Source organism: Paraburkholderia mimosarum LMG 23256 = NBRC 106338 (assembly GCF_000739815.1).
Lineage (GTDB): Bacteria > Pseudomonadota > Gammaproteobacteria > Burkholderiales > Burkholderiaceae > Paraburkholderia > Paraburkholderia mimosarum.
Genome location: NZ_BBJJ01000003.1, coordinates 75,777 through 99,351, shown reverse-complemented (window position 1 = coordinate 99,351; position 23,575 = coordinate 75,777). Strand labels below are relative to the sequence as shown.

The 23,575-nt window shown below is 66.7% G+C and carries 21 protein-coding genes; 9 read left to right on the top strand and 12 right to left on the bottom strand.

Annotated elements, in window-relative coordinates; translation table 11 throughout:
- Window positions 1-9: 9 nt before the first annotated feature.
- From BMI01S_RS04020 to BMI01S_RS04010, 3 genes are all read right to left on the bottom strand, one after another.
- Entirely contained in the window at window positions 10-354 is a 345-nt protein-coding gene (locus BMI01S_RS04020) for a 2Fe-2S iron-sulfur cluster-binding protein (protein WP_042288367.1), read from the bottom strand.
- On the bottom strand, window positions 351-1,493 hold the full coding sequence (locus BMI01S_RS04015) for a VIT1/CCC1 transporter family protein (RefSeq protein ID WP_028230669.1): 1,143 nt from the start codon (window positions 1,491-1,493) through the stop codon (window positions 351-353). The genes BMI01S_RS04020 and BMI01S_RS04015 overlap by 4 nt, the downstream gene beginning before the upstream one ends.
- Window positions 1,494-1,580: 87 nt before the next feature.
- The gene (locus tag BMI01S_RS04010) at window positions 1,581-3,536 is read right to left on the bottom strand and encodes a sigma-54-dependent Fis family transcriptional regulator (RefSeq protein ID WP_028230668.1); all 1,956 of its coding nucleotides are present in this window, start codon (window positions 3,534-3,536) and stop codon (window positions 1,581-1,583) included.
- A 250-nt stretch (window positions 3,537-3,786) separates the two neighbouring features.
- Here BMI01S_RS04010 and BMI01S_RS04005 point away from each other — a divergent pair, with 250 nt between their 5' ends.
- Together BMI01S_RS04005 and BMI01S_RS04000 are read left to right on the top strand one after the other, a co-directional pair.
- On the top strand, window positions 3,787-4,017 hold the full coding sequence (locus BMI01S_RS04005; protein WP_036017668.1) for a DUF2964 family protein: 231 nt from the start codon (window positions 3,787-3,789) through the stop codon (window positions 4,015-4,017).
- Between the two features lie 356 nt (window positions 4,018-4,373).
- Window positions 4,374-4,667, top strand: coding sequence for a DUF1488 family protein (locus BMI01S_RS04000; protein ID WP_028209658.1), 294 nt, complete (start codon window positions 4,374-4,376; stop codon window positions 4,665-4,667).
- An 83-nt stretch (window positions 4,668-4,750) separates the two neighbouring features.
- Here BMI01S_RS04000 and BMI01S_RS03995 read toward each other — a convergent pair whose 3' ends face one another.
- Entirely contained in the window at window positions 4,751-5,284 is a 534-nt protein-coding gene (locus BMI01S_RS03995) for a cytochrome b (protein WP_028209657.1), read from the bottom strand.
- A gap of 171 nt (window positions 5,285-5,455) precedes the next feature.
- Window positions 5,456-6,757 (bottom strand): NCS2 family permease, encoded by a 1,302-nt coding sequence (locus tag BMI01S_RS03990; RefSeq protein WP_028230667.1) that lies wholly within the window; start codon window positions 6,755-6,757, stop codon window positions 5,456-5,458.
- Window positions 6,758-7,096: 339 nt separating this feature from the next.
- Between BMI01S_RS03990 and BMI01S_RS03985 the strand changes: the two genes are divergently transcribed.
- Entirely contained in the window at window positions 7,097-7,654 is a 558-nt protein-coding gene (locus tag BMI01S_RS03985) for a fimbrial protein (RefSeq protein ID WP_036044727.1), read from the top strand.
- A gap of 478 nt (window positions 7,655-8,132) precedes the next feature.
- On the opposite strand, the gene BMI01S_RS03980 is transcribed toward BMI01S_RS03985, so the two are convergent.
- Window positions 8,133-8,399 (bottom strand): DUF4148 domain-containing protein, encoded by a 267-nt coding sequence (locus BMI01S_RS03980; RefSeq protein WP_028209654.1) that lies wholly within the window; start codon window positions 8,397-8,399, stop codon window positions 8,133-8,135.
- 108 nt (window positions 8,400-8,507) lie between these two features.
- The gene (locus BMI01S_RS03975) at window positions 8,508-9,506 is read right to left on the bottom strand and encodes an AraC family transcriptional regulator (protein WP_036017742.1); all 999 of its coding nucleotides are present in this window, start codon (window positions 9,504-9,506) and stop codon (window positions 8,508-8,510) included.
- Between the two features lie 226 nt (window positions 9,507-9,732).
- Here BMI01S_RS03975 and BMI01S_RS03970 point away from each other — a divergent pair, with 226 nt between their 5' ends.
- From BMI01S_RS03970 to BMI01S_RS03955, 4 genes are all read left to right on the top strand, one after another.
- On the top strand, window positions 9,733-10,866 hold the full coding sequence (locus tag BMI01S_RS03970; RefSeq protein WP_028209652.1) for an acyl-CoA dehydrogenase: 1,134 nt from the start codon (window positions 9,733-9,735) through the stop codon (window positions 10,864-10,866).
- A gap of 63 nt (window positions 10,867-10,929) precedes the next feature.
- Window positions 10,930-12,639 carry an AMP-binding protein gene (locus tag BMI01S_RS03965; protein WP_028209651.1) on the top strand — a complete coding sequence of 570 codons (1,710 nt, stop codon included), beginning with the start codon at window positions 10,930-10,932 and terminating at the stop codon, window positions 12,637-12,639.
- A 19-nt stretch (window positions 12,640-12,658) separates the two neighbouring features.
- Window positions 12,659-13,444, top strand: a complete 786-nt coding sequence (locus BMI01S_RS03960) for an enoyl-CoA hydratase (RefSeq protein WP_028209650.1) — start codon at window positions 12,659-12,661, stop codon at window positions 13,442-13,444.
- Window positions 13,445-13,447: 3 nt separating this feature from the next.
- On the top strand, window positions 13,448-14,626 hold the full coding sequence (locus tag BMI01S_RS03955) for an enoyl-CoA hydratase/isomerase family protein (protein ID WP_028209649.1): 1,179 nt from the start codon (window positions 13,448-13,450) through the stop codon (window positions 14,624-14,626).
- A 77-nt stretch (window positions 14,627-14,703) separates the two neighbouring features.
- Here BMI01S_RS03955 and ppnP read toward each other — a convergent pair whose 3' ends face one another.
- Entirely contained in the window at window positions 14,704-15,024 is a 321-nt protein-coding gene (gene ppnP / locus BMI01S_RS03950) for a pyrimidine/purine nucleoside phosphorylase (protein WP_028209648.1), read from the bottom strand.
- Window positions 15,025-15,368: 344 nt separating this feature from the next.
- On the opposite strand from ppnP, the gene BMI01S_RS03945 reads away from it, so the two are divergent.
- Complete coding sequence (locus tag BMI01S_RS03945; RefSeq protein WP_028230665.1) at window positions 15,369-17,597, top strand: TonB-dependent receptor; 2,229 nt, start codon at window positions 15,369-15,371, stop codon at window positions 17,595-17,597.
- An 84-nt stretch (window positions 17,598-17,681) separates the two neighbouring features.
- Here BMI01S_RS03945 and BMI01S_RS03940 read toward each other — a convergent pair whose 3' ends face one another.
- Window positions 17,682-18,485, bottom strand: coding sequence for a family 1 encapsulin nanocompartment shell protein (locus BMI01S_RS03940; protein WP_028230664.1), 804 nt, complete (start codon window positions 18,483-18,485; stop codon window positions 17,682-17,684).
- Complete coding sequence (locus BMI01S_RS03935) at window positions 18,478-19,575, bottom strand: Dyp-type peroxidase (protein WP_028209645.1); 1,098 nt, start codon at window positions 19,573-19,575, stop codon at window positions 18,478-18,480. The genes BMI01S_RS03940 and BMI01S_RS03935 overlap by 8 nt, the downstream gene beginning before the upstream one ends.
- A gap of 170 nt (window positions 19,576-19,745) precedes the next feature.
- Here BMI01S_RS03935 and BMI01S_RS03930 point away from each other — a divergent pair, with 170 nt between their 5' ends.
- Window positions 19,746-20,018 (top strand): hypothetical protein, encoded by a 273-nt coding sequence (locus BMI01S_RS03930; RefSeq protein WP_042288363.1) that lies wholly within the window; start codon window positions 19,746-19,748, stop codon window positions 20,016-20,018.
- A 10-nt stretch (window positions 20,019-20,028) separates the two neighbouring features.
- Here the strand turns inward: BMI01S_RS03930 and BMI01S_RS03925 are convergent, their stop codons facing one another.
- Window positions 20,029-22,110: a VTT domain-containing protein gene (locus BMI01S_RS03925; RefSeq protein ID WP_028209644.1), complete on the bottom strand. Its 2,082-nt coding sequence runs from the start codon at window positions 22,108-22,110 to the stop codon at window positions 20,029-20,031.
- Window positions 22,111-22,348: 238 nt separating this feature from the next.
- Window positions 22,349-23,563: a CaiB/BaiF CoA transferase family protein gene (locus tag BMI01S_RS03920; RefSeq protein WP_028230663.1), complete on the bottom strand. Its 1,215-nt coding sequence runs from the start codon at window positions 23,561-23,563 to the stop codon at window positions 22,349-22,351.
- Window positions 23,564-23,575: the final 12 nt, after the last annotated feature.

Below are 23,575 nucleotides of genomic sequence, written 5' to 3'. Positions count from 1 at the left end.
ATTTCCGTCTCACATTGCCTCGGCGTCCGGCACGTCGAGCACGAGGTCCGTGCGCGCGACGGCCACGCAGCTCAGCACATAGCCCTCGGCTTTTTCCTCGCGGCTCAACCCGGGCCACTCGATCGTGAAGCGCGTTTCGCCGCTCACCACACGGCACAGGCAGGTGCGGCACGTACCGTTGCGGCACATGCGCGGCAGGCGGATGCCCGCGAACGCCGCCGCTTCGAGCAGGGTCAGCTCGGGCGGCGCTTCGAAGCTGCGGCCGAGCGGCTCCACGCGCACGATGGGTACGGTGGACGCTTCGGCCCTGCGGGGATTGAGCGGTGCGCGGTCCGCCGAAAACTCATCGCTCATGAAATCGAAACCCCGAGCAGGCGCCCCGCCCCGGCCGTGAATGCCGCCGCGGCGAGCCCGATCACGATCTGCCTGAACGCCGAGAACGTGGCGCTGCGTCCGTTGAAGAGCGACGTGAACACGCCGACGAGCGCGAGCCCGCACGCGCTCAGCGCGACCGACTGCGCGATCGCCGGGACGCCGTGCGCCCACAGGAACGGGGCCGTCGGAAACGCCGCGCCGATCGCGAAGAGGCCGAACGAAACGGCGGCCGCCGTCCAGGGATTGCCGCCCAGCTCCTTTGGGTCGATGCCCAGCTCTTCACGCGCGAGCGTATTGAGCGCTTCGTCCTTGTTGCGCATGATCTGCGCGGCGACGCGATGGGCTTCCTCGGGGTCGATGCCCTTCGCCTGATAAATGAGCGCCAGCTCGTGGCGCTCGGCGTCGGGAGTATGTTCGAGTTCGTCGGCTTCTTTCGCGATCTGCGTGCGCGCAAGCTCGCGCGCGTTGGTGACCGAGAGCCATTCGCCGAGCGCCATCGAGCACGCCCCGGCCACGAGGCCCGCCAGCCCCGTGAGCAAAATCGTTCGATTGACGCTGCCCGCGCCCGCCACGCCCATGATGAGGCAGAAGTTCGAGACGAGCCCGTCGTTCGCGCCCAGCACGGCCGCGCGCAGGTCGTTGCCCGCGGTCGCGCCCTTGTGCCACGACTCGGTGGCGCCCGTTACCTCGCCGTTGCCGTTGCCGTGGCCGTGCTCGGGTTCGCGCTTCTTCGCGACGATCGCCTGCACGATGGCCGCGTGCTGCTGTTCCTGGGCGGAGAGCCGTTCCGCGCCGGGTTCGCGCGCGTAGCGGTCGCGGTCGGCGTACTCGGCGGCGGCGACGGTGGGCAGCACGAGCGAGGGGCCGAACGTGCGTGTGAGCGTCTGCAGCAGGTGCGTTTTGGCGCTGCGCCGGTGCGGTCGCACTGCGACGCCGTTGGCCGCCAGCTTCTCGCGCCAGACGCTCGCATGCTCGCGCTCCGAGGCGGCGAGTTCGGCGAAGATCCGGCGGCGTTCGTCGTCTCTTTCGACGGCGGAGAGCGTGTCGTAGACGGCGGCGCTATCGAGTTCGTCGGCGAGATTACGCCGGAAGCGCTTGATTTCCTGGGCGGTGGCCATGGGCGCGGGTGAAAAAGACGATCCGCCAAGCTTACCCTGGCGCGGCCCGGGTCAGAAGCCGCGCGTCGATGTGCCTGTCCGGCGTGCTCAGCGCCGCTGGCGCAGGTGCCGGTAGATGGTGTTGCGTGCGAGCCCGAGTTCGCGCGCCGCTGCCGAGACGTTGCCGCCGTGGCGGGCGAGCGTGTCTTCGATGAGCCGTGACTGCCAGACGGAGAGGCGCGCGGGCTCGGATCCGGTGCGGTCCGTCGCCGTCGGAGCGTGCGGCGCCTCCCATTCGCTCGCGGGATCGCAATCGTGCATCAGGTCTTCGGGCAGATGCTCGATGTCGATGGCGTCTTCTCCTTCGGCCATGATCGCCGCCGTGCGCAGCGCGCTCGCGAGCTGACGCAGATTGCCCGGCCAGCGGCAGCGCGCGAAGCACGCCGCAACTGCTGGCGTGAGGCGAGTGGGCGCAGCCGGCACCTCGCGCCGCACGATGTCGAGCATGCGGGCGACGAGCGCGTCGAGATCGGTGCGCTCGGCCAGCGCGGGCAGCGTGACCACGAGGCCGTTGATGCGGTAGTACAGATCCTCGCGGAACGTGCCTTCGGCGATCATCGCGCGCAGATCCCGGTGCGTCGCGCAGACGATGCGCAGATCCACGGGCACCGCGCGCGTGCCGCCGAGCGGCACGACGGCGCGTTCCTGCAGCACGCGCATGAGCCGCACCTGTTGCGCGAGCGGCATGTCGCCGATCTCGTCGAGAAAGAGCGTGCCGCCATGCGCCTGCGCGATCTTGCCCGCGCTGCCGCGGCGCTTCGCACCCGTGAATGCGCCGTCTTCGTAGCCGAACAGTTCGGCTTCGATCAGCGTCTCGGGCAGCGCGGCGCAGTTGAGCGCGACGAACGGCCCGTCGCGGCGCGGCGAATCGCGATGCAGCGCCCGCGCGAGCCATTCCTTGCCGGTGCCGGTGCGGCCGAGCACGAGCACGGGAATGTCGCGGCCGCGCACGCGCGCCACGCGCTGCAGCGCGGCGGCGAGCCGCGCGTCGCCGGTGTCGAGTTCGGCTAGCGTGGGCTGCGGTGTCGCGTCGGCGGCGGCCGTCTTTGCAGCGGCGGGCGGTGTGTACGACGCGTGTGCGGCGTTTGGCGCGCGGGACGATGCGGGGATTGCGGAGCGCGCCAGGGTGGCCGCGCCGGGCGTGGCGCGCGCGATCACGCGCACGCCACTTGGGAGCGCAAGCGTGAGCGGCTCACCGGGCGCGCGCATGAGCTGCTGCATGAAGGCCGCGAACGGCTGCCCGAAAAGCGCCGCGAACTCGCGCCGCTGCAGGTCCGCGAGCGGCGCGCCGAACTGGAACAGGGCGCTGCGGTTCGCGCAGAGCAGCGTGCCGTCGGCGGAAAAGGCGGCCAATCCTTCGTACAACGTACCGATGAATTCCGCGCGGACATGAAACTGGAGCCGGATGGCATCGGCGAAATCGGTGCTGAACAGCTGGTTCTCGATCATCTGCGCCGACATGCGCACGAGCGCGAGCGTGTGCTTGTGAAAGCCGCCCGATTCGCCGCTGACGTCGAGCGCGCCGAGCGTGCGGCCGTACGGATCGGCGATCGGCGCGCACGAGCACGTGAGGATGTGATTGGCGCGCAGAAAATGCTCGCGCGCGTGCACGGTGGTGGGCTGCCCGTCCACGAGCGCCGTGCCGATCGCATTCGTGCCGCGATGCTGCTCGGCCCATGAAACGCCCGGGCGCAGTGCCACGCGCTGTGCCTTCTCGATGAAATCGCTGTCGCCGAGGCTGTGGAGGATCACGCCGTTGCGGTCGGTGAGCAGCACCATGCTTTGCGTGTCGACGATCTGCGCGTGCAGCGCGTCCATCACGGGCCGGGCCTGATGGTAGAGCGCGCGGTTCGTGTCGATGAGATCGCGCAGGTTCACGGGGGTGAGCGCATCGAATTCGGGCGCTTCGCCGGCGCGCAGTCCCAGTGCGCGCGAGCGCGCGTGAGCTTGTGCGATGGCGTCCGCGCGGGCCGCATGGTGCGGCGTGACGGGGTTTCGAGTCACTCCTGTCTCCAGTCGTTATGGGTCCGCCGTTGCAGCGCAACACGGCCTGGCGCTAGCGGGGGCTCTTGGGCCGGTTCATGGTACAGGATACGAGCCGCCTGCCAATCCGGATTAAAGCGGGGACCGAAGTCGCTCCGCCGTCAATCGCCCTTGAGTTTATTCGCGCGGGTGCCAGGATGAAGGTGAGGGCGCATTCGCGTCGCGCCCCCGGCGGTGCTGGTTCACCGCCCGCTCCGTTCTGGAGTACGTCATGGTGCACGGCGAATTGAGGATCGTGGTGGCGGCGCTCGCCACGTTCGTTGCGCTCTTTGGCCTCGGGTACGCAATTGACGGATTGATCTTCGACGAGAACGACGTCGTGCTTTCCGGAATGGTGACCGTGGCCCTTGCGATCGCTGCGTTCGTGGTGATGCTCACGCTGCACCCGAAAGACCTCGAGGATCTCCAACACCTCGATCGGCACCGGCATCGCGAATCGTGACGCGCCCTTGCGGCGCGCATGTTGCGATGCGACAACCGGCCGGGCACATTGGCGCAGAGGCCGGGGAGGCAGTGTTTGCGCGGGCAACTAGCGATACGGATGCTGCACCTGCGAAAAACAAGCGCTCAAGTCAGGTCTTCCAGCGCGCATTGCGGGCTATTTCCGGCGTGTGACAACGCGGAGCTTGCGGGCCGCAGGAAGTCGTCTAAAGTGAATCAAATCAACCGCCGCAAACGTGTCTTTCACGGCGGCTGACGTTGATCCGCGCGTTCCGGATCGGAGTGTCACCCGCGCTGTCCGGGGGCAGTCCGAGGCGGCTGAGCGCGGCCCATTCACCCTCAACTAAGGCGACCCCCATGCAGATCATGTTTCCGAACGAGGCGCCCGAATACTCGGGTCCCGACCTTACCTTGGCGTTTCCGGCGATGGTCGATGGAGAGAGGGTGGAGTGTCTGATCACGGCGGCGGCGCTGGAAGACCACTTCGGGGCGGCCTCGCCGCGCGCCGAAGACATGCTCAATGCCTTCGACCATCACCGCGACCGCATCGAGGCTTGTGCGCGTCGCTTGCTGTCCGAAACGCGTGCGCAGTGTCTCGTGCTGCGCAGCGGCTACGTGCGCTTCGTCCAGGCGCACGGCAGCGCGTCCTGAACGCGTCGTAGACAACGGCGTTCTTTACAGCCTTTTTGCTTCTCGCCGCGCCCTTCGGGGCGCGGCTTTCGTTTTTTGCGCCCTCAGACCATGCGGCGCAGCGTGTTGTCGCGGAACACGACGTGGTGCGCGATCGCCGCGAGCGCATGCAAACCGATCACCCAGTAAAAGAGGTTGCCGAAGAGTTCGTGCGTGTCTTTGATGAATTTGCGTGCGGCGGGATCCGGGCCAGCGAGCGTGAGTTGCAGATCGAGCCCCGCGAGCCTGACCGGATGGCCTGCCGTGTTGATCGTCAGAATGCCTAGCAGGGGCTGCACGAAAATAAACAGATAAAGCGCGAGATGCACGACGCGCGAAAGAAACGAGAGCAGCCGGTTGGAGTCGATGCCGGCGGGCGCGCCGCGCCAGAGGCGCCATAGCAGCCGCGGCACGGCGAGCGCGAGCACGAGCGTGCCCGCCCAGTAGTGCACATTGCTCCAGAACACGCGGCTGTCCGTGCCTTTGGGGCCGCGCACTTCGATCGCGAGATAAGCAAGCGCGACGAGCAGAAAAATGGCCCAGTGAAACAAGATCGCGGGCTTCGTGTAGCGTTCGGATGCGGCGGGGAAAGTTGCCACGTGGCGGCTCCTGTGTGCGGGGGTGCTGGCAATCGTTCCTATGATAAGGAGCAGGTGCCGCGCCGTGCAGCGATATAGCCGGGAAGCTTGACGTAGCGGGGTATGAAGGGACGATGGGAGGCCCGAATGCTCCCGGGCCGCGTAGACGTCCTTGCGAACAACCGTCTTCCCTTACGCGCTGCCGAGATAGAAATACCGGAACAGGAACACGGCCGCGATGATCCAGACGATCAGCTTTACCTCGCGCACGCGGCCCGTCAGCAGCTTCAGGCCCGCATACGAGATGAAGCCGAACGCCACGCCATTGGCGATCGAATAGGTGAACGGCATGGCGAGCGCGGTGAGGGTGGCGGGTACGACTTCGGTGGCGTCTTCCCAGGGCAGATCGGCGAGTTCGCGCAGCATCAGGCACGAGACGTAGAGCAGCGCCGGCGCCGTGGCATAGCCCGGCACCACGCCCGCGAGCGGCGCGACGAACAGGCACGCGAGGAACAGCACGGCCACGGTCAGCGCGGTCATGCCGGTGCGGCCGCCCGCCTGCACGCCCGAGGCGCTTTCGATATACGCCGTGGTGGACGAGGTGCCGAGCACCGAGCCCGCGAGAATCGCGGTGCTGTCCGCGAGCAGCGCGCGGTTCAGGCGGTGCATCTTGCCGTGGACGAGCAGGCCCGCGCGGTTCGCGACGCCCATCAGCGTGCCGGTCGCGTCGAACAGCTCGACGAGAAAGAACACGAGTACGACATTGAGCACGCCCGTGGAGAGCGCCGCCTTGATGTCGAGCTGCGCGAACGTCGGCGCGATCGATGGCGGCGGCGAGAAGATGCCGTGGAACTGGTTGCCGCCGAAGAAGAACGAGAGGATCGTGACCCCGACGATGCCGATCAGGATCGCGCCGCGCACTTTCAGCACGTCGAGCGTGACGATGGCAAAAAAGCCGATGATCGCGAGGATCGTATGCGGATCGTGCAGGTTGCCGAGCTCGACGAGCGTGGCCGGGCTCCCGACGACCACGCCCGAGGTCTTGAGCGAGATGATCGCGAGAAAGAGGCCGATACCCGCTGTGATCGACACGCGGATCGAATGCGGAATGCCGTTGACGATGGCTTCGCGCACGCGCAGCAGGGTGACGATGAAGAACAGGCACCCGGAGATGAACACCGCGCCGAGCGCGGCCTGCCACGTGAAGCCCATGCCCTTCACGACCGTATAGGCGAAGTACGCGTTCAGCCCCATGCCGGGCGCGAGCGCGATGGGGTAGTTCGCGTAGAGGCCCATGACGAGCGAGGCGAGCGCCGCGACGAGGCAGGTGGCGACGAACACGCTTTCTTTCGGCATGCCGGCGTCGCCAAGGATGGCAGGGTTCACGAAGATGATGTAGGCCATCGTGAGGAATGTGGTGATACCGGCGAGCAGTTCGGTGCGCAGGTTGGTGCCTGCTTCTTCGAAACCGAAATAGCGTTTGATGGCGTCCATGAAGATCGGGCCCTTGAGAGTCGAGCGGGTTATTCGCTGCTTGGTTGCGTTGCTTGGTTGTTGTGTGCAATCACCGCCGGCAGGAGCACGCTTCGATGTGCGCGGATGCCGCGGCGTATGGCTACGGGCGCGATTGTAAACAATTGTGGGATGGGCAGAACGCCAGGGCCACCGCATGAAACGTCAATCGACATTCGAATCGGTTGATGCGCGCCGCTTCGTGCGATGGCCCGATCGCGTTCGTTTGACGACGCTCATATTGTTTAAGAAATGGCTGATACCTTTCGACAAGTCTTACGTTTAGACTTCTTGATTTTTCAGCCAAGAAAGGAATCATCTATGCTTCATAGCAAGAAGATCGCCGCTGTCGCCGTCTGTGTGGCTGCCGCCGCCGCCGTTCCGGCCAGCGTATTGGCGGCGAGCGCGAATACGCTCAACTTCCAGGGCGAAGTGGCGACCCAGACCTGCGAGGTCACGGTCAACGGCAACGCGACAAACCCGACGGTCCCGTTGCCCCCGGTGTCGGTCTCGGTCCTCCAGGCTGCGGGCAGCAACGCCGGCATGACGAACTTCACGATCGGCGTGACCGGCTGCACCGCGCCGGCCAGTGCGCTGCCGATCAAGACGGTGTTCGTCGGGAATCAGGTGGATAGCAACGGCAACCTTGGCAATACCGGGACCGCAACCAACGTCGCGCTGCAACTGCTGGACCCGGCTGCGCCCTCCACGCCTTTCAATCTCTCCGGCGCCATGGGCTACGCCGCAGCCGGTCTGAACCTCGCAGCCGGCGCGACGGCGTCGACGCACGACTTCGCGGTTCGCTACTACAGCGCAACGGGTAATGCGACCGCCGGTTCCGTGTTCGGCACCGTGCAGTACGCGGTCAGCTATCAGTAAGACGTCAGAGTAAGACCTCAGAGTAAGACCTCAGAGTAAGACCTCAGAGTAAGACCTCAGAGTAAGACCTGGGCGATCGGCCCCTCCGGGTCTGGCGCATCGAGCCAGGCCCGGAGACTTTTTCGTCCGAATTCCCTCAGCATTTCACGTCCGTGAGGGAATTCGATTACCCGATATTTAATTAGGACTGCAATACAAATCCGGCGCATGCTTGAATTCGCCCGGACCCGCGCTTAGACGCACTGAAACGCCTGATCGACGCTGCGCTTGATTCCGCGGAGGCGGCCTGCCCACGCGTTGGCAGGAACGTTTTGAAGTCGCCTGTATGCCACAGACCGAACGTCGCAACCGGTCATTTCGAGCCACAGCAGCGCTCCGGGGGCGGCAGTCGCAATACAACGATGCGCGCGCGAACTTCCGGGCGCGGATCGCCCGATGCCGAATGGCTGCGCTGCTGCGTGTGGCTGGCTAGCGGGCGCTACTGCGACATCTGCCCGCCGGCACCACCCGGCGCGCGTGACGCGCGCCGCTGCGCCACGATGGCGCCTGCCCGTTGCGCGTTTTCCGGATAGTTGACCCAGTCCATCGGATCGTAGCCCGCTTGCCGCCACTCGATCAGGTCTGCGCGCACCTGGGCTCGCGTCAACGGCCCTGACTGATCGTACGGTTGTGCCAGCGCCGCAGCCGACGCGAACCAGCATGCTCCGGCAAGCACGCCGAGCGCTACACGCGGAAGAGTGTTCATGGCAAGACCTTTCGTATTAGGGATATCCCTAAAAATTATAGGCGCTATCTCAATAACTGAAAGGTGGATCGAGACTCGCCGTGCCGGTGCGGGCGAACCGCGAAACGCTCACTGCGCGCGCTTGCGAAGCTGCGCCGCGCGATAGTCGGTCGGCCGCTGTCCGGTCCATTTGCGAAACGCGCGATGAAACGCGCTCGGCTCCGCGAACCCAACCGCCGCCGCAATGTCGGCAACCGAGCGGCGCGGGTCCAGCAGCGCTGCGATCGCGAGGTCGCGGCGCAATTCGTCCTTGATCGACTGGCAACTGTGGCCCTCCTGGCTCAGCCGCCGACGCAGCGTGGCGGGCGCCACGTTCAGACGTCGCGCGATGGCGTCGGCATCGGGCCACGCGGCGGCGGGAAGCGCGCGCAGCGTTCTTCGCACGCGCGTCGCGAACGAGCCGGGGTTGCGGTACTTCACGACGAAATTGCCGGGCGCGTTGCGCAAAAAGGCGCGCGCCGAGCTGGCGGTCTGGATCACGGGCAGCTCGAGAAAGGCTGGCGCGAAGTCGAAGCACGTGGCCGCCTGGTCGAACGTCATGTCGTCGCAGAGCATCAGTTGATAGTCGTGCGCGGCATCGGGCTGCGGACAGCAAAAGCGCGCCGCGAGCAGCGGAATGCGCCGGCCCACGAGCCAGCACACGAGCCCATAGACGAGGATGAACCAGGTGGCGTACGCGAACATCGTGGGCGTGGGCCTGCCCGCGCGATGCTTGAGCGTCACGCGCACGCGCGTGGCGTCGATGTCGATCTCGCCGGCCAGGTCGTCGAGCACGAGCCGCATGAAGTGAACCGCTCGCTGCAGCGCCTGGCGCCCGGTGCTGGCGCCGAGCGCCGAGTGCGTCATGGCGATGAAGCTGCCGCTTTTCATCGCGTGCGAGTCCTGGCCGAAGAATTCGTCGTCGAGCGCGCGCGCGATGCCCGACCACAGCAGGCCGTATTGCGCCGCGCTCACACGGGCCTGCGGCGCGCACAGCACGGCCGCAGAGATGCCGGCCGCTTCGGCGAGCGGCGCGATTTCGAGGCCGCCCGCCCGCGCCAGCGCGAGCGTCTCGTTCACGAGGCGCATCGAGATCGTGCCTTTTTCGCTCAGCGTATCGGGTTTCGCCGGTTGCAAGGGAGCCGCCTCCGTTAAGGTTTTCTTAGCCTCTATGGTAAATCCGATCAAGGATTTTGAGCGTGGCGGGCATCGAATGCGCGCGTCCCCATGCCTACACTTTTCGCAAGCCTTGCAGCCGGGGCGCCATCGCGCCACAGTGGAAGGCAAGCGCAAGAGACACAGGAAGGGGACACACATGGACGAGTTCTATACCGACGACCAGCGCATGATTCGCGACGCCGCGCGCGACTTCTCGAGCGAGCAGCTAGCGCCGAACGCAGCGCAATGGGACCGCGAGGGCAAGCTGCCCGACGAGGTGGTCAAGCAGCTGGGCGAGCTGGGCTTTCTCGGCATGATCGTGCCGCAGGAGCAGGGCGGTTCCTACACCGACTACGTGGCGTACGCGCTCGCGATGGAGGAAATCGCAGCGGGCTGCGCCTCGTGCGCGACGCTCGTGAGCGTGCACAACTCAGTGGGCTGCGGGCCGATCCTGCAGTTCGGCACCGACGCGCAAAAGGATCGCTGGCTAGGCAAGCTCGCCAGCGGCGAGCTGATCGGCGCGTTTTGCCTGACCGAGCCGCAGGCGGGCTCGGAGGCGAACAACCTGCGCACGCGCGCGGAGCTGCGCGACGGCAAGTGGGTGTTGAACGGCAACAAGCAGTTCGTGACCAACGGCTCGCGCGCGAGCGTCGCCATCGTGTTCGCCGTGACCGATCCCGACGCGGGCAAGCGCGGCATCTCGGCGTTCATCGTGCCGACGGACACGCCGGGCTTCAACGTCGGGCCGCACGAGAAGAAGATGGGCATCCGCGCTTCGGACACCTGCCCGATCTCGCTCGTCGACTGCGCGATTCCCGAGGCGAATCTGCTTGGCCAGCGCGGCGAGGGCCTGAAGATCGCGCTCGCGAACCTCGAAGGCGGGCGCATCGGCATTGCGGCGCAGGCGCTCGGCATCGCGCGCGCGGCCTTCGACGCGGCGCGCACCTATGCGCACGAGCGCGTGCAGTTCGGCGAGCCGATCATCAAGCATCAGAGCGTGGCGAACATGCTCGCGGACATGCACACGCGCATCAACGCGGCGCGCCTTCTCGTGCATCACGCGGCGCGGCTGCGCACGCTTGGCAAGCCGTGTCTTTCGGAGGCTTCGCAGGCCAAGCTCTACGCTTCCGAAATGGCCGAGGAAGTGTGCTCGCACGCCATCCAGATCCACGGCGGCTATGGCTTCCTCAACGATTATCCGGTGGAGCGGCACTATCGCGATGCGCGCATCACGCAGATCTACGAAGGCACGAGCGAAGTCCAGCGGATGGTGATCGCGCGGCAGCTTTGAGAAGCAGTGAGGATGACGAAGCGAAAATAAATCGAGCGCGCACACGCGCAAATGGAGACGACGATGACCGGGTTCACCCCTTCCGCGCAGGCCTTCATCGACGCACGCGATCTGCTGCTGCGTCACCGCACCGACTACGCACGCGCGTACGCCGAATTCGCGTGGCCGAAGCTCGACACGTTCAACTGGGCGCTCGATTACTTCGACGTGATGGCGCGCGGCAACGACAACCCGGCGCTCTGGATCGTCGACGACCTCGCGAACGGCGGCACGCGCTATTCGTTCGCGCAGATGTCCGAGCGCTCCTCGCGCATGGCGAACTTCCTGCGCGCGCAGGGTGTCGCGCGCGGCGACCGTCTGCTGCTCATGCTGCCCAACCGCGTCGAACTCTGGGACGTGATGCTGGCGGCGATGAAACTCGGCGCAATCGTGCTGCCCGCCACGACACAGCTCTCGCCCGACGACGTGCGCGAGCGCGTGGAAACGGGCGGCGCACGCTACGTCGTCGTGGACGCTGCCGAGCTCGGCAAGTTCGAAGCGCTGGACAAGAGCGTGAAGCGCATCGCCGTGGGCGGCACGAACGGCGCGAGCGAGTGGATCGACCTTTCGCGCGCCTACGATGCCAGCCCCGCCTTCGAGCCCGACGGCCCGACGCGCGCCAGCGACCCGCTCCTGCTCTACTTCACCTCGGGCACGACCTCGAAGCCCAAACTCGTCGAACACACGCACGAAAGCTATCCCGTTGGCCATCTTTCGACGATGTACTGGATCGGCCTCATGCCGGGCGACATCCACTGGAACATCAGCTCGCCGGGCTGGGCCAAGCATGCATGGAGCTGCTTCTTCGCGCCCTGGAACGCGCAGGCCTGCGTGTTCGTCTACAACTACGCGCGCTTCGTGCCGAAAGACACGCTCGCCGCGCTCGTTCAATGCGGCGTGACCACGCTGTGCGCGCCGCCCACGGTGTGGCGCATGCTCGTGCAGGAGCCGCTCGCTTCTTACGCGGTGAAGCTGCGCGAGATCGTGGGCGCGGGCGAGCCGCTCAACCCCGAGATCATCGAGCGCGTGCGCCATGCATGGGACATCGCGATTCGCGACGGCTACGGTCAGACGGAAACGACCTGCCAGATCGGCAACCCGCCTGGCCAGCCCGTGGTGGCCGGCTCGATGGGCCGGCCGCTGCCCGGCTATCGCGTGGAGCTTGTCGATCCGGACGATCAGCCCGTGAGCGAGGGCGAAATAGCACTGCCGCTGCTGCATCGGCCGCTCGGTCTCATGACGGGCTACGCGAACAACGCGAAGGCGAGCGAGTACGCCATGCGCAACGGCTACTACCATACTTCCGATGTCGCCATGCGCCGCGACGACGGCTACTACGTCTACGTCGGCCGCGCCGACGACGTGTTCAAGTCGTCCGACTATCGCCTGAGTCCGTTCGAGCTGGAAAGCGTGCTCATCGAGCATGAAGCGATTGCCGAGGCGGCCGTCGTGCCGAGCCCGGACGAACTGCGTCTCTCGGTGCCGAAGGCCTTCGTCATCGTGCGCCAGGGCTATGAAGCCGGCCCCGATCTCGCGCGCGAAGTGTTCCGCTTCTCGCGCGAGAAGCTCGCGCCCTACAAGCGCATTCGCCGGCTGCAGTTCAGCGACCTGCCCAAGACCATCTCGGGCAAGATCCGCCGCGTCGAGTTGCGGCGCCGCGAAATGGAGCGCAGCGCCGAACCTGCGCGCCAGCCGGACGAGTACTGGGAAGAGGATTTCCCCGAGCTGCGCTGATATCAAAACGGAGTCCGAAATGATCGAATTCGAGTACGCGCATGATGGCGCGGTGGTGCTGCTCACGCTTTCTCGCCCGCCGGCGAACGCCTTCACGATCGACGGCTTGCGCCAGCTTCAGCAGGTGATCGAGGCGTTCGACCGCGAGCCGCAGGTGCGGGCCGTCGTCGTCACCGGCAGCGGGCCGAAGTTCTTCAGCGCGGGCGCAGACCTCAATGCCTTCGCCGATGGCGACCGCGACGTCGCCCGTACGGCGGCAAGCGCGTTCGGCGCGGCGTTCGAGGCGCTGCAGAAGGCGCGGCCCGTGGTGATCGCCGCGATCAACGGCTATGCGATGGGCGGCGGCCTCGAGTGCGCGCTCGCGTGCGATATCCGCATCGCCGAGGAGCACGCGCAGCTCGCGCTGCCCGAGCCCGCCGTGGGGCTGCTGCCTTGCGGCTGCGGCACGCAAACCTTGCCGTGGCTGGTTGGTGAGGGCTGGGCCAAGCGCATCATCCTCACGGGCGAGCGCGTGGATGCGCAAACGGCGCTGCGCATCGGTCTAGTGGAGGAAGTCGTCGCGACGGGCGGCGCACGTGACGCGGCCCTCGCGATGGCGGCTCGCGTTGCCGGGCTGAGCCCGGAAGCGGTGAGCGCCAGCAAATCGCTGATCCATCAGGCGCGCAATGGCGTGCCGCGCGGCGCGGCGCTCGCGGTCGAGCGCGAGCGCTTCGTCGATTTGTTCGATTCGCCCAACCAGCGCGAAGGCGTCAACGCGTTCCTCGCGAAACGCAAGCCGCGCTGGCATATTGTAACGGAGAACTAAGCAATGAATGCAACACCCGCTTCCGTCGAGGCCCCACCTCAGCCGGCCGCACCTCAGCCGGCCACTACGGAAGCCAAAAAGGAGGTGCTGTTTCGCGTGATCAACCGCGTGGCGATCGTCACGCTCGATCGTCCGGCCGCGCTCAACGCGCTTTCGCACGCCATGGTGCGCGAACTGACCCAACTGCTGGAGCATGTGCGCACGGATGACGCCATCGTCGCGCTCGTGCTGGAAGGCGCGGGCCCGAAGGGCTTCTGCGCGGGCGGCGACGTGCGCGCGCTCTACCAGCTTGCACGCGAAAGCGCGCGCGACGGCGCTGACGGCTGGCAGCAATTCTTCGTCGACGAGTATCGGCTCGACTATCGGTTGCACACATTCCCCAAGCCGGTCGTCGCGCTGCTAGACGGCGTGACGATGGGCGGCGGCATGGGCCTCGGCCAGGCGGCGGTGCTGCGCATAGCAACGTCGCGCACGAAGATCGCGATGCCGGAAACACGCATCGGCCTCTTGCCCGACGTGGGCGCGACGCATTTCCTCGCGAAAATGCCTGTCGAGCTGGAGCTTTACGTGGGCCTGACCGGCGCGATGCTCGCCGGTGCCGATGCCGTGCACTGCCGCCTGGCGGACGCCTGCGTGCCCGGCGAATGGCTCGATGGGTACGAGGCGCGCCTCGCGGCCGCGCAGTGGACAGGCGATGTGCGCGCTGTGTTGCGCGAGGTGTTCGTCGCGCCATGCCATGAGGCGGGCGAAGGCGCGCTCGCTGCACTCACGCCGGCCATCGTGCGCCATTTCGACCCCCGCCTGAGCGTGGAGCAGATCGTCGCCTCGCTGCGAGCCGATCTCGAACGCGTGCATTCGCAGTCCGAGCGGGCCTGGCTCGAAGCCACGCTCGAAGCGCTCACGCATTATTCCCCCACGATGCTCGAAGTCACGCGCGAGGCGCTGCTGCGCGGGCGGCAGATGACGCTCGCCGAGTGCTTCCGCATGGAGCTTGGCATCGTTGGCCGCGCGATCGAAGAGGGCGACTTCTGCGAAGGCGTGCGCGCGCATCTCGTCGACAAGGACCGCAAGCCGCGCTGGGCGCCCGCAACGCTCGTCGAAGTCCGCAGCGAGCGCGTGCGGCATTTTCTTGCTTCGCCCTGGCGCGGCGAGGCGCATCCGCTCGCGGATCTCGGCGCGTAAGCCGGGAGCGAAAACGCCGGGAGCGAAAACGCCCGCCGCGAGTCACGCGGCGGGCGTTTTCGTTGATAGCGCAGCGCTTACAGGTAGCTGCAAACGTAGTCGAGCGTCTCGATCACGTCGATGTCGAAGCGGCTCCTGGCCGGCACCGAGAACGACTCGCCGGCGCCGTAGGTCTTCCACTCGTCGGTGCCTGCCAGGCGGATGCGGCACTGGCCGGCCTGCACTTCCATCAGCTCGGCGGCGTCGGTGCCGAAGTTCAGCGTGCCCGGCAGGATCACGCCGAGCGTCTTGCGCGAGCCGTCGGCGAACAGCACGGTGTGCGAAACGCACTTGCCGTCGAAATAGACGTTCGCACGTTTGATTACGGAAACCTGATCGAATTGCGCTGCTGCCGTCATGGCGGTCTTCCTCTGTCTTCGTGGATGGAATCGGGCGCCGGAACGACGCGTCGTCCGGGGCAAGGCCGCCATCATACCGGCAGTCGCGGCGGTCTGGGCAACGCCGCTCGGGCGTTGGCGGCCGCTGCGAGCCGATGCGAGGCGCTTCGCAGGCCGTCGAGTCATTTGCGGCAAATTTCTCACCACGTATTTACACAAATCTAACCTGTCATTACAATCGCAATCACGAATGAGAATCATACGCATTCGCAAAAAAAGACAATCCGCCGGGTTTCCATAGCGCAGGGGGTGTGTGACGCTCGCTGCAGCGAAAGGAGGTCCGTCACCGACCAGCTCGCACACTCATGCCCGTCCATTTCCCGACGCCCAGGCGCGCGGCCGCCGCGCTCTACTGCTCCGGTCTTTTCGCATCGTCAATCGTTCACGCGCAGACGGCGCCCGCCGCCGATACGCCACCTGCCGCACCGTCCACCGCCGCCGCGGAGGGCACGCTCCCCGCGGTGAAGGTTATCTCGGCGCCGTCCGACATGCAGACGAAAACGCTCGATTCGTACAAGTTCACCGCGCCGCTCATCGACACGCCTCGCTCGATCACCGTGATTCCAGAGGAAGTGCTCAAGGAGAAGAACGTCACGACGTTTCAGGACGCGCTGCGCACGGTGCCGGGCATCACCTTCCTCGGCGGCGACGCGGCGGCGAATCCGTCGGCGGACCGTCCCGTGATTCGCGGCTTCGAATCGCGCAATTCGATTTTCGTGGATGGCATGCGCGACACGGGCGTGCAAAACCGCGAAACCTTCGCTGTGCAGAACATCAGCGTCGTGAAGGGCCCGGACTCCGTGTATGCCGGGCGCGGTGCGGTTGGCGGCAGCGTGGACATCACGACGAAAACGCCGCAGGCCGACAACTTCATCAACGGGAGCGTGGGTCTCGGCACCGATAGCTACCGCCGCGCCACCGTCGACTGGAACCAGAAGCTCAACGACACCACGGCGATCCGCCTGAACGCAATGGGCCACGACGCCGACCAGCCGGGCCGCACCGACGTGTACAGCAAGCGCTGGGGCGTCGCGCCCTCGGTCGCGTTCGGCCTGAACACGCCGACCACGGTCACGGTGAGTTACTACCACCTGAACAGCTACGACATGCCCGACTTCAGCGTGCCGTTCCGCTCGACGGGCGGCACGCCGGTGTCGTCCAACCGCGGCCAGTTCTACGGCCTGAACACGCGCGACTACCGCTACGGCCAGACCGACACGGGCGAAGTGAAAGTGGAGCACCGCATCAACGACGCGTGGAAGATCAGGAACACGACGATGTTCGGGCGCTCGACGCTCGACTACGTCGCGACCAATCCGCAGTTGACGAGCGCGACCTCGAACATCCTCAGCCTGCAGGCCAAGAGCGGCAAGTACGCGACCAACAGCGTCGCCAACCAGACCGAGGCAAACGGGAAGTTCGACCTCTACGGCATGCGCCATACGTTCACGGCGGGCGTGGAGTTCAGCCACGAGCAGAACCTGTACGAGGGCTATCTCGTGCGCGATTCGGCGGGCAACAACATCCGCACGGGCGGCCCGTGCACGGTGGCGTTCAACTGCGCGTCGATCAACAACTGGAATCCCGACAATCCGTGGACGGGCAGCATCGTCCTCAACGGCGACAAGAGCTTCCCCGGAGCCGCCACGCATACGCAGACGAATACCGCTTCGGCGTATATGTTCGACAGCGTGCAGCTTGCCGAGCGCTGGATCTTCAACGCGGGCCTGCGCTTCGACCGCCACGACGTGACCGCCCAGCAGGCGGGCGTGGCCGATCTCTCGAACACGTCGAATCTCTTCAGCTACCAGTTCGGCCTCGTGTTCAAGCCGATGCCGAACTTGAGCCTCTATACGTCGTACGGGACCTCGGCGAATCCGCCGGGCTCGAACTCGGGTCTTGGCGGCGGCACCGACCAGATCACGGCGACCAACAAGGATCTCGCGCCCGAGCGTTCGCGCAATATCGAAGTGGGCGCGAAATGGGACGTGCTCGACCAGCGCCTCTCGCTCACCACGGCGCTGTTCCAGACGGAAAAGACCAATGCGCGCGTGAGCGACGGTCTCGGCGGCACGATCAATGCGGGTTCACAGCGCGTGCGCGGCTTCGAATTCGGCTTCGCGGGCAACGTGACGAACAAGTGGTCCGTGTTCGGCGGCTACTCGTACCTCGACGCGATCACGACCGACGCGGGCCCGGCGAGCCCGACGCTCTCCGGCCTGCCGATGGTGATGGTGCCAAAGCATAATTTCACGCTGTGGACGAGCTACGACGTGCTGCCGAAACTCACGGTGGGTGCGGGCGCAACGGTTTCGAGCTTGACGTATGCGTCGGTTTCGGCGACTACGCGTAAGTGGATACCGGGTTATGCGCGCTTCGATGCCGCGGCTACGTGGCGCGTGTCGAAGAAGATCGATGTGCAGCTCAACGTGAACAACATCTTCGACAAGGCCTACTACCAGAGCGCCTACCCGATCTACGCGACGTGGGCGCCGGGCCGTTCGGCGGTGGTGACCTTGAACTTCTATCAGTGACACGCGAACGGCGAGTCACGAAAAAGGGGCGCTCGCAAAGAAGCGCCCCCTTTTGTATCGTATCGACGGTACGTCGATGCGAGATCACTCCGCGGCGCGCACCGCCACCGAAGCCTCGGAAGTCAGCATCATGAACGTGAAGCTCTCCTGCAGATAGAGCTTCACGCTGTCCGCGTCGTGCGACGCATAGCCGATCGAGACATCCTGCCCGAGGTGGAACGCGAAATCGCCGCCGCGCGTGCTCAGGATCGCGCCGCCTTGAATCGCTGGCGCCCAGATGATCTCGCCGTTCACGAGCCGGCGAATGTGCTCGAGAATCGGATAGCCCATGTCGCTCGCTTCGCTCACCGACGTGTAGGCGTCGGAGCCGAGCAGCACCGCGTACGGGCCGTCCACGCCTTGCAGGCGCAACTGTTCGAGCGCCCTGGCGATGACCGTGGGGTAACTGGCGATGTCGGCGGGCATCGGCAGAACCGGGTTCGACGTGCCTTCGCGAATGCCCGTGATCTGCGCGGCCGCGTAGCCGTCGAAGATCGCGCGGTCTTCCGCGAACGCGAGGCGCGTGGCGGCGTCCTTGGCCGGCTGCCAGTCGGAGTCCTCGGCGCCGCGCTCCACGTCGTCGATGGCGTCGCGCGAGAGCTCGAACGGCACGCGCAGTTCGACGAGCGCCTTCACTTCGCGCTGGCGCGCGCGGATGCCTTCGACCGGCGGCGCGATGCCGTTCTGGTGGCCGGTGCCGACGGCGGCGAGCGCCGGGCCGCCAGGCCCTTTGACGTCCACGACGCGGCGTCCCGCGAGCGAGCGCTTGAAGGTGCGCGCGACTTCTTCTTCGATTTGCGACCACGCGGCCGCGGAAATCGGCGCCAGCTCGCGATGGAGGTTATTCATACCGGGGTGCTCCTTTGAGGGATCCGATGGCGAGCGAGCCGTCCGCGCAGGCCGCGGCGGCAGGCTCGGTTTGTGTTTCCGATGAATCGGCGGCGCTCGTCTCGACACCTGGCGCGGCGGCCGGGTCGACTGCGGGGTCGACCGCGGCGAGCGCTTCGAGCAGCGGCTGCGACGGCACGAAGAAGAGGCCGCCGGTCACGGCGCGGCTGAAGTCGAGCAGCCGGTCGTAGTTGCCGGGCGGCAGCCCGACGAACATGTTTTCGAGCATCTGCTCGATCGGCTTCGGCGAGCGCGCGTAGCCGATGAAGTAGGTGCCGAATTCGCCCGAGCCGGGCCGGCCGAACGGCATGTTGTCGCGCAGGATCTTGATTTCGTTGCCCGCGTCGTCTTCGAGCGTCGTGAGCGCGCTGTGCGACCAGCTGGGCTTCACCGCTTCGTCGAGTTCGATGTCATCGAGCTTGGTACGCCCGATGATGTGCTCCTGCGCCTCCACCGAAAGCGCGTTCCAGCCTTTCATGTCGTGCAGGTACTTCTGCACGAGCACGTAGCTGCCGCCGCGGAAGTCTGGATCCTCGTTCTCGCCGATCACGGTGAAATGGGCCGCTTCGTTGCCAGTGGGATTCTCGGTGCCGTCGACGAAGCCGATGATCGCGCGCATGTCGAAGTTGCGAAAGCCGTGCACTTCGTCCACGGTCGTGACCGCGCCTTCCAGGCGCGTCATGAGCTGCGTGGCGAGCTCGAAGCACAGGTCGGTTTCGTCGGCGCGAATGTGGAGCAAAAGGTCGCCCGGCGTGGCGATGGCTTTGCGCTCGCCCGAGCCGAATTCTCGGAACGGATGCAGCTCGGCCGGCCGCGGTTCGCCGAACAGCTTGTCCCAGGCGTCGGACGAAAAGCCCACCACGCACGAGAGATTGCCGGCCGGCACGCGCTTGCCGACCGCGCGCACGAGGTTGGCGACGTCGGCGCACCAGGCGCGCACCGTGGCGCGGCTCGCGGCGTCTTCGTTGACGGTCGCGACGATGAAAAACGCGTTGCGCGTGACGGCGCTTGAGACGGACTGCGGTTCCTGCGTAAGTGAGGCCGGCGTCATGATGATGTAGGTTTCGCTGGAGAGTCGGGCTGTGAAGCCGGGTCGTGAAGCGGGGTTTGCATTCCGCTGCGCCCGCGTAGTTTAGCCAAACTCGCGCAAACGGGCCGTTTGCAGGCGAGTGGTCAGCCGTGCGACGATAATCGGCGTCAGGGATCGACAGGAGACACGCCATGTGGGACCACACCGAGCATGAAGGCTTCGAGATCTGGGTGCTGCCGATTCCGGCGTTCGGGCCGCGTTCGCCCGAACCGCTGTTCCACTACAGCGGCTACATTTGCCGCCACGGCGCGGACGCGCACGTCGAAGGGCGCAGCGTGCGCTTTCACGACATGATGCGCAACTACACGGGCCCCGACGCCGCGCTCGACGCCGCCTACGCGGACGCGCGCAAGCGCATCGACCGCTTCCATGCCACGGGAAGCTGGGGCGAGAGCCCGGCTTGAGCCTGCGGGTTTACCGGCCGCCTTGCACGATCAGCTTGACGGGCCGCCCGTCGCAGCCCACTGCGCCCGGCAACCTGAGCGTGCGCCAGTCCGCAGGCTGGCCGGGCGCAGCGAGGTCGGCGGCGGCGGCGAGGTCCGTGGTGTAGGTCGCGACCACGTTGAACGGCCAGGATCCGCGGCGCAGCCGCTCGTGCACGAGCGAGCCGACCCAGACCGGCGTGGGCTCGCCGCCTTCGCCGTTTGCCGCGTGACGCGGCGCGAGCGCATAGCCCGACGGCCACAAGCGCAGCACGTCGCGCTTGTTGCCCGGCTCGCCGGCATCGCCCTTATCGCCCGTATCGCTGGAGAGGTGCGCCCGGGCGAACACCAGCGGCGAGGGCACGCCGTTGTTCAGCTTCGGCAGGAGGGGCAGCGTCATCACGTCGACGTTCGGTGCGACGAGCGATAGCACGCTTCTCACCGTGATCTGCGGGCCCTCGGTCCAACCCGCGTCGCGCAGCGCCGCGCGCAGATCGTCGGCGCTCGCTGCCCACTGGATCGTCATCGGCTCGCGGCGCACGCCTTTCATATCGAAGCGATAGCACGCCAGCGTTCGCCACAGCGAATCGCTCCACTGGAGCTGCGTGACGACGACGGGTGGCGCGCTGGAGGCCGTCGTGGGGGGCACGCTTGGGCGCCCGGGCCCCACCGTCTGCAGCAAGAACGCGGCGACCAGGACGAGGAGCACGATGGGCGGCACGAACACGCGCTGCGGCGGCCGCTTGGGATAGCGCCACAGCGAGGTGAGCACCACGACCGCCACCCAGATCGAGGCGAAGGCGGCGCCGCCAATGGCGTCCGAGAACAGAAAGCGGTCGAAGTAGAGCCCCGCAAACGCCACGGACACGATGATCGCATTGCCCAGCGCGGCGACTAGCGCGGCTTCGAGCATGCTCGCGCGGCGCACGAGCAGGAACATCACGAAGCCGTAGACGATCACCATCGACGCCACGCGGTCGCTCGGGAACACATAGGCTTCGACACTGACGCCGCCGCCCGGCGCCGCGTGGTGGATCGCGAACCGCAGGATGACGATGAGCAGTTGCGAAACGGCGGCCGCGATCGTCCAGTAAGCGATCGTGCGCCAGCGCCGCTCGAGCAGCATCCAGATGGCCGCGGTCGCGATGAGCGCCGCGAGCGTCCACGTGCTGCCGAGCGTTTCGACGCGCGCGAGCGCCGCATCGGCCCAGGTGGTGCGGACCGACTGGAGGAACTGGCGCACCGACTGGTCGACCTGCACGAGCGGCGCGCCGCGCAGCACGTTGCCGAGCACATACGAGAACACGGCCGCGAAGACGGGGACGAGGCCCGTCATCACGATGACGGGGAGGAGCGCGGGCTGCTCCGGGTCGAGCAGGCGGGAGATCCGCCGCGCGGCGGGCCCCGGATGTTGCGCTGCCCACTGCGCCGCGCTGCGCCGCGACTCGCTGGCCCAGTTGTCGATGTGCAGGAGCAGCATGCGCACGACGCGCCAGATGAGCCAAACCGCCAGCGCGACGATGCCGATGACGACGACGAGCCGGAACGACACCGCGCCCGCGAGCTGGAGCGACGCGCCGAACACGACACCCGGCACGATGTGCGCGGGCGCCCAGATGAGCGCGGAGACCACGTTCATGACGAAGAAGCGCATGGGCGTCATGCCGGCCATGCCCGCGACGATCGGGACCACGGCGCGCAGCGGCGCGATGAAGCGCGCGAGGATCACGCTGCGCGCGCCGTGGCTCACGAAATAGGCCTGCGCGCGCTCGAGAATGGCGGGATGGCGGCTGAACGGCCACATCTGCGTGAGCGAGCCGCGGTAGCGATGGCCGATCCAGAAGCTCACGCCGTCGCCGGCCACGGCGCCCGCGATCGCGTACGCGAAGAGCCAGCCGAGATTGATCGTACCGGTGGCCGCGAACGCGCCCGCGATGAACATCGCCGTGCTGCCGGGGATGAAGGTGCCGATGAACGCGAGCGATTCGAGGAAAGCGGCGACGAAGACAAAGGCGAGCGTCCACGTGGCATGCGCGGCCAGCAGGTGCAGCAAATGATCGTAGGCGTGCTCCATCGGCGGGGCGGGTTCGTTTTTGGCGCTCGCGCAAGGAGCCGCGAGGTTGGAGGGATGCCGGCGCGCCGCTCGTAGCCAACGGCAGCAAGCGGCGCGCGCGCCTTCAGGCGCCATATTACCGGGCGCGCGCAACTCCGTGCGGCAGGAGGCCCAGCGCCGGGGGCGGCGCGCAAAGAGCGCAGGCGGCGCGCCCGGCCGCCATTTGGCGATGAGAGTGCCGCGCCGCGCCCGGGACGAATCAGATCACGCCCTTGTCCTTCAGCTCGGCCAGCTTCTCCGCCGAATAGCCGAGTGCCGATTGCAACACCGACTGCGTGGCTTCGCCCAGTTGCGGCGGTGCGTACCGCACTGGCATGCGCTCGCCGTCGAAGCGCCAGGGCGGCGCGAGCACGGGCGTCGTGCCGCTTTCCGTATGCGGATGCGGCTGCTGCGTGACGAGCCCGCCTTGTGTCGCGCGCGGCGAAAGCAGCGCCTCGCGCAGCCCCGCCACTTCGCCGCACGGAATGCCCGCGCGCGCGAGCCGTTCGAGCAGCAGCCTGCGAGGCCGGCTGCCCAGTTCGCGCGTGAGCTCCGGCAAGAGCGTTTCGCGGTTCCGCCCGCGCAGGATGTTGGTCGTGTAGCGCGCATCGCCGGCGAGGTCGGGGCGCTCGATCACCTCGCGGCAAAAGCGCTCGAACTGCGCGTTGTTGCCAACCGTGATGACGAGCGGACCATCTGCCGCATCGAATACGCCATAAGGCACGATCGACGGATGCGCGTTGCCGTAGCGCGGCGGGTCCTCGCCGATCAGCAGCGCTTCGAGTCCGTAGTACGCCGTGATCATGAGGCCGCAATCGAACAGCGCCATTTCGATGTGGCGCCCGCGGCCGGTGCGCTCGCGTTCATAGAGCGCCGCGAGGATTGCCTGCGCCGAGTACATGCCGGTGAACAGATCGACGGCGGCGACGCCGAACTTCAAGGGCGCCTGGCCCGCTTCGCCGTTCATCGCCATCAGGCCCGCTTCGCCCTGCACGACGAGGTCGTAACCGGGTCGCTTCGCTTCCGGGCCGGTGCGGTCGTAGCCGGAAATCGAGCAATAGATGAGCCGCGGATTCTCGGCGCTCAGCTGCTCATAGCCAACGCCGAGTTTTTCCGCGCCGCCGAACCTGAAATTCTGCACGAGGATATCGCTCGTCTTCGCAAGCTCACGCACGATCTGCTGGCCTTCGGGCGTTTGCAGATCGACTGTGATCGAACGCTTGTTGCGGTTCACGCTGTTGAAGTACGCGGTTTCGGTCTGGCCGACGCGCACGCCCCAGTCGCGCGTGTCGTCGCCGCGCTCGGGGTGCTCGATCTTGATGACTTCCGCGCCGAGGTCGCCGAGCACCATCGCGCTCCAGGGTCCCGCCAGTACGCGCGACAGATCGAGAACGCGCACGCCTGACAGCGGCAGGCCTTGGGTGTCGCCTTGCATGAGCAAGTCTCC

What these genes read in the sequence shown, in the direction of transcription:
- BMI01S_RS04020 (WP_042288367.1), bottom strand. Translation starts at nt 354, where the DNA reads ATGAGCGATGAGTTTTCGGCGGACCGCGCACCGCTCAATCCCCGCAGG.
- BMI01S_RS04015 (WP_028230669.1), bottom strand. Translation starts at nt 1,493, where the DNA reads ATGGCCACCGCCCAGGAAATCAAGCGCTTCCGGCGTAATCTCGCCGAC.
- BMI01S_RS04005 (WP_036017668.1), top strand. Translation starts at nt 3,787, where the DNA reads ATGGTGCACGGCGAATTGAGGATCGTGGTGGCGGCGCTCGCCACGTTC.
- BMI01S_RS04000 (WP_028209658.1), top strand. Translation starts at nt 4,374, where the DNA reads ATGCAGATCATGTTTCCGAACGAGGCGCCCGAATACTCGGGTCCCGAC.
- BMI01S_RS03990 (WP_028230667.1), bottom strand. Translation starts at nt 6,757, where the DNA reads ATGGACGCCATCAAACGCTATTTCGGTTTCGAAGAAGCAGGCACCAAC.
- BMI01S_RS03985 (WP_036044727.1), top strand. Translation starts at nt 7,097, where the DNA reads ATGCTTCATAGCAAGAAGATCGCCGCTGTCGCCGTCTGTGTGGCTGCC.
- BMI01S_RS03980 (WP_028209654.1), bottom strand. Translation starts at nt 8,399, where the DNA reads ATGAACACTCTTCCGCGTGTAGCGCTCGGCGTGCTTGCCGGAGCATGC.
- BMI01S_RS03975 (WP_036017742.1), bottom strand. Translation starts at nt 9,506, where the DNA reads ATGCGCCTCGTGAACGAGACGCTCGCGCTGGCGCGGGCGGGCGGCCTC.
- BMI01S_RS03970 (WP_028209652.1), top strand. Translation starts at nt 9,733, where the DNA reads ATGGACGAGTTCTATACCGACGACCAGCGCATGATTCGCGACGCCGCG.
- BMI01S_RS03965 (WP_028209651.1), top strand. Translation starts at nt 10,930, where the DNA reads ATGACCGGGTTCACCCCTTCCGCGCAGGCCTTCATCGACGCACGCGAT.
- BMI01S_RS03960 (WP_028209650.1), top strand. Translation starts at nt 12,659, where the DNA reads ATGATCGAATTCGAGTACGCGCATGATGGCGCGGTGGTGCTGCTCACG.
- BMI01S_RS03955 (WP_028209649.1), top strand. Translation starts at nt 13,448, where the DNA reads ATGAATGCAACACCCGCTTCCGTCGAGGCCCCACCTCAGCCGGCCGCA.
- ppnP (WP_028209648.1), bottom strand. Translation starts at nt 15,024, where the DNA reads ATGACGGCAGCAGCGCAATTCGATCAGGTTTCCGTAATCAAACGTGCG.
- BMI01S_RS03945 (WP_028230665.1), top strand. Translation starts at nt 15,369, where the DNA reads ATGCCCGTCCATTTCCCGACGCCCAGGCGCGCGGCCGCCGCGCTCTAC.
- BMI01S_RS03940 (WP_028230664.1), bottom strand. Translation starts at nt 18,485, where the DNA reads ATGAATAACCTCCATCGCGAGCTGGCGCCGATTTCCGCGGCCGCGTGG.
- BMI01S_RS03935 (WP_028209645.1), bottom strand. Translation starts at nt 19,575, where the DNA reads ATGACGCCGGCCTCACTTACGCAGGAACCGCAGTCCGTCTCAAGCGCC.
- BMI01S_RS03930 (WP_042288363.1), top strand. Translation starts at nt 19,746, where the DNA reads ATGTGGGACCACACCGAGCATGAAGGCTTCGAGATCTGGGTGCTGCCG.
- BMI01S_RS03925 (WP_028209644.1), bottom strand. Translation starts at nt 22,110, where the DNA reads ATGGAGCACGCCTACGATCATTTGCTGCACCTGCTGGCCGCGCATGCC.
- BMI01S_RS03920 (WP_028230663.1), bottom strand. Translation starts at nt 23,563, where the DNA reads ATGCAAGGCGACACCCAAGGCCTGCCGCTGTCAGGCGTGCGCGTTCTC.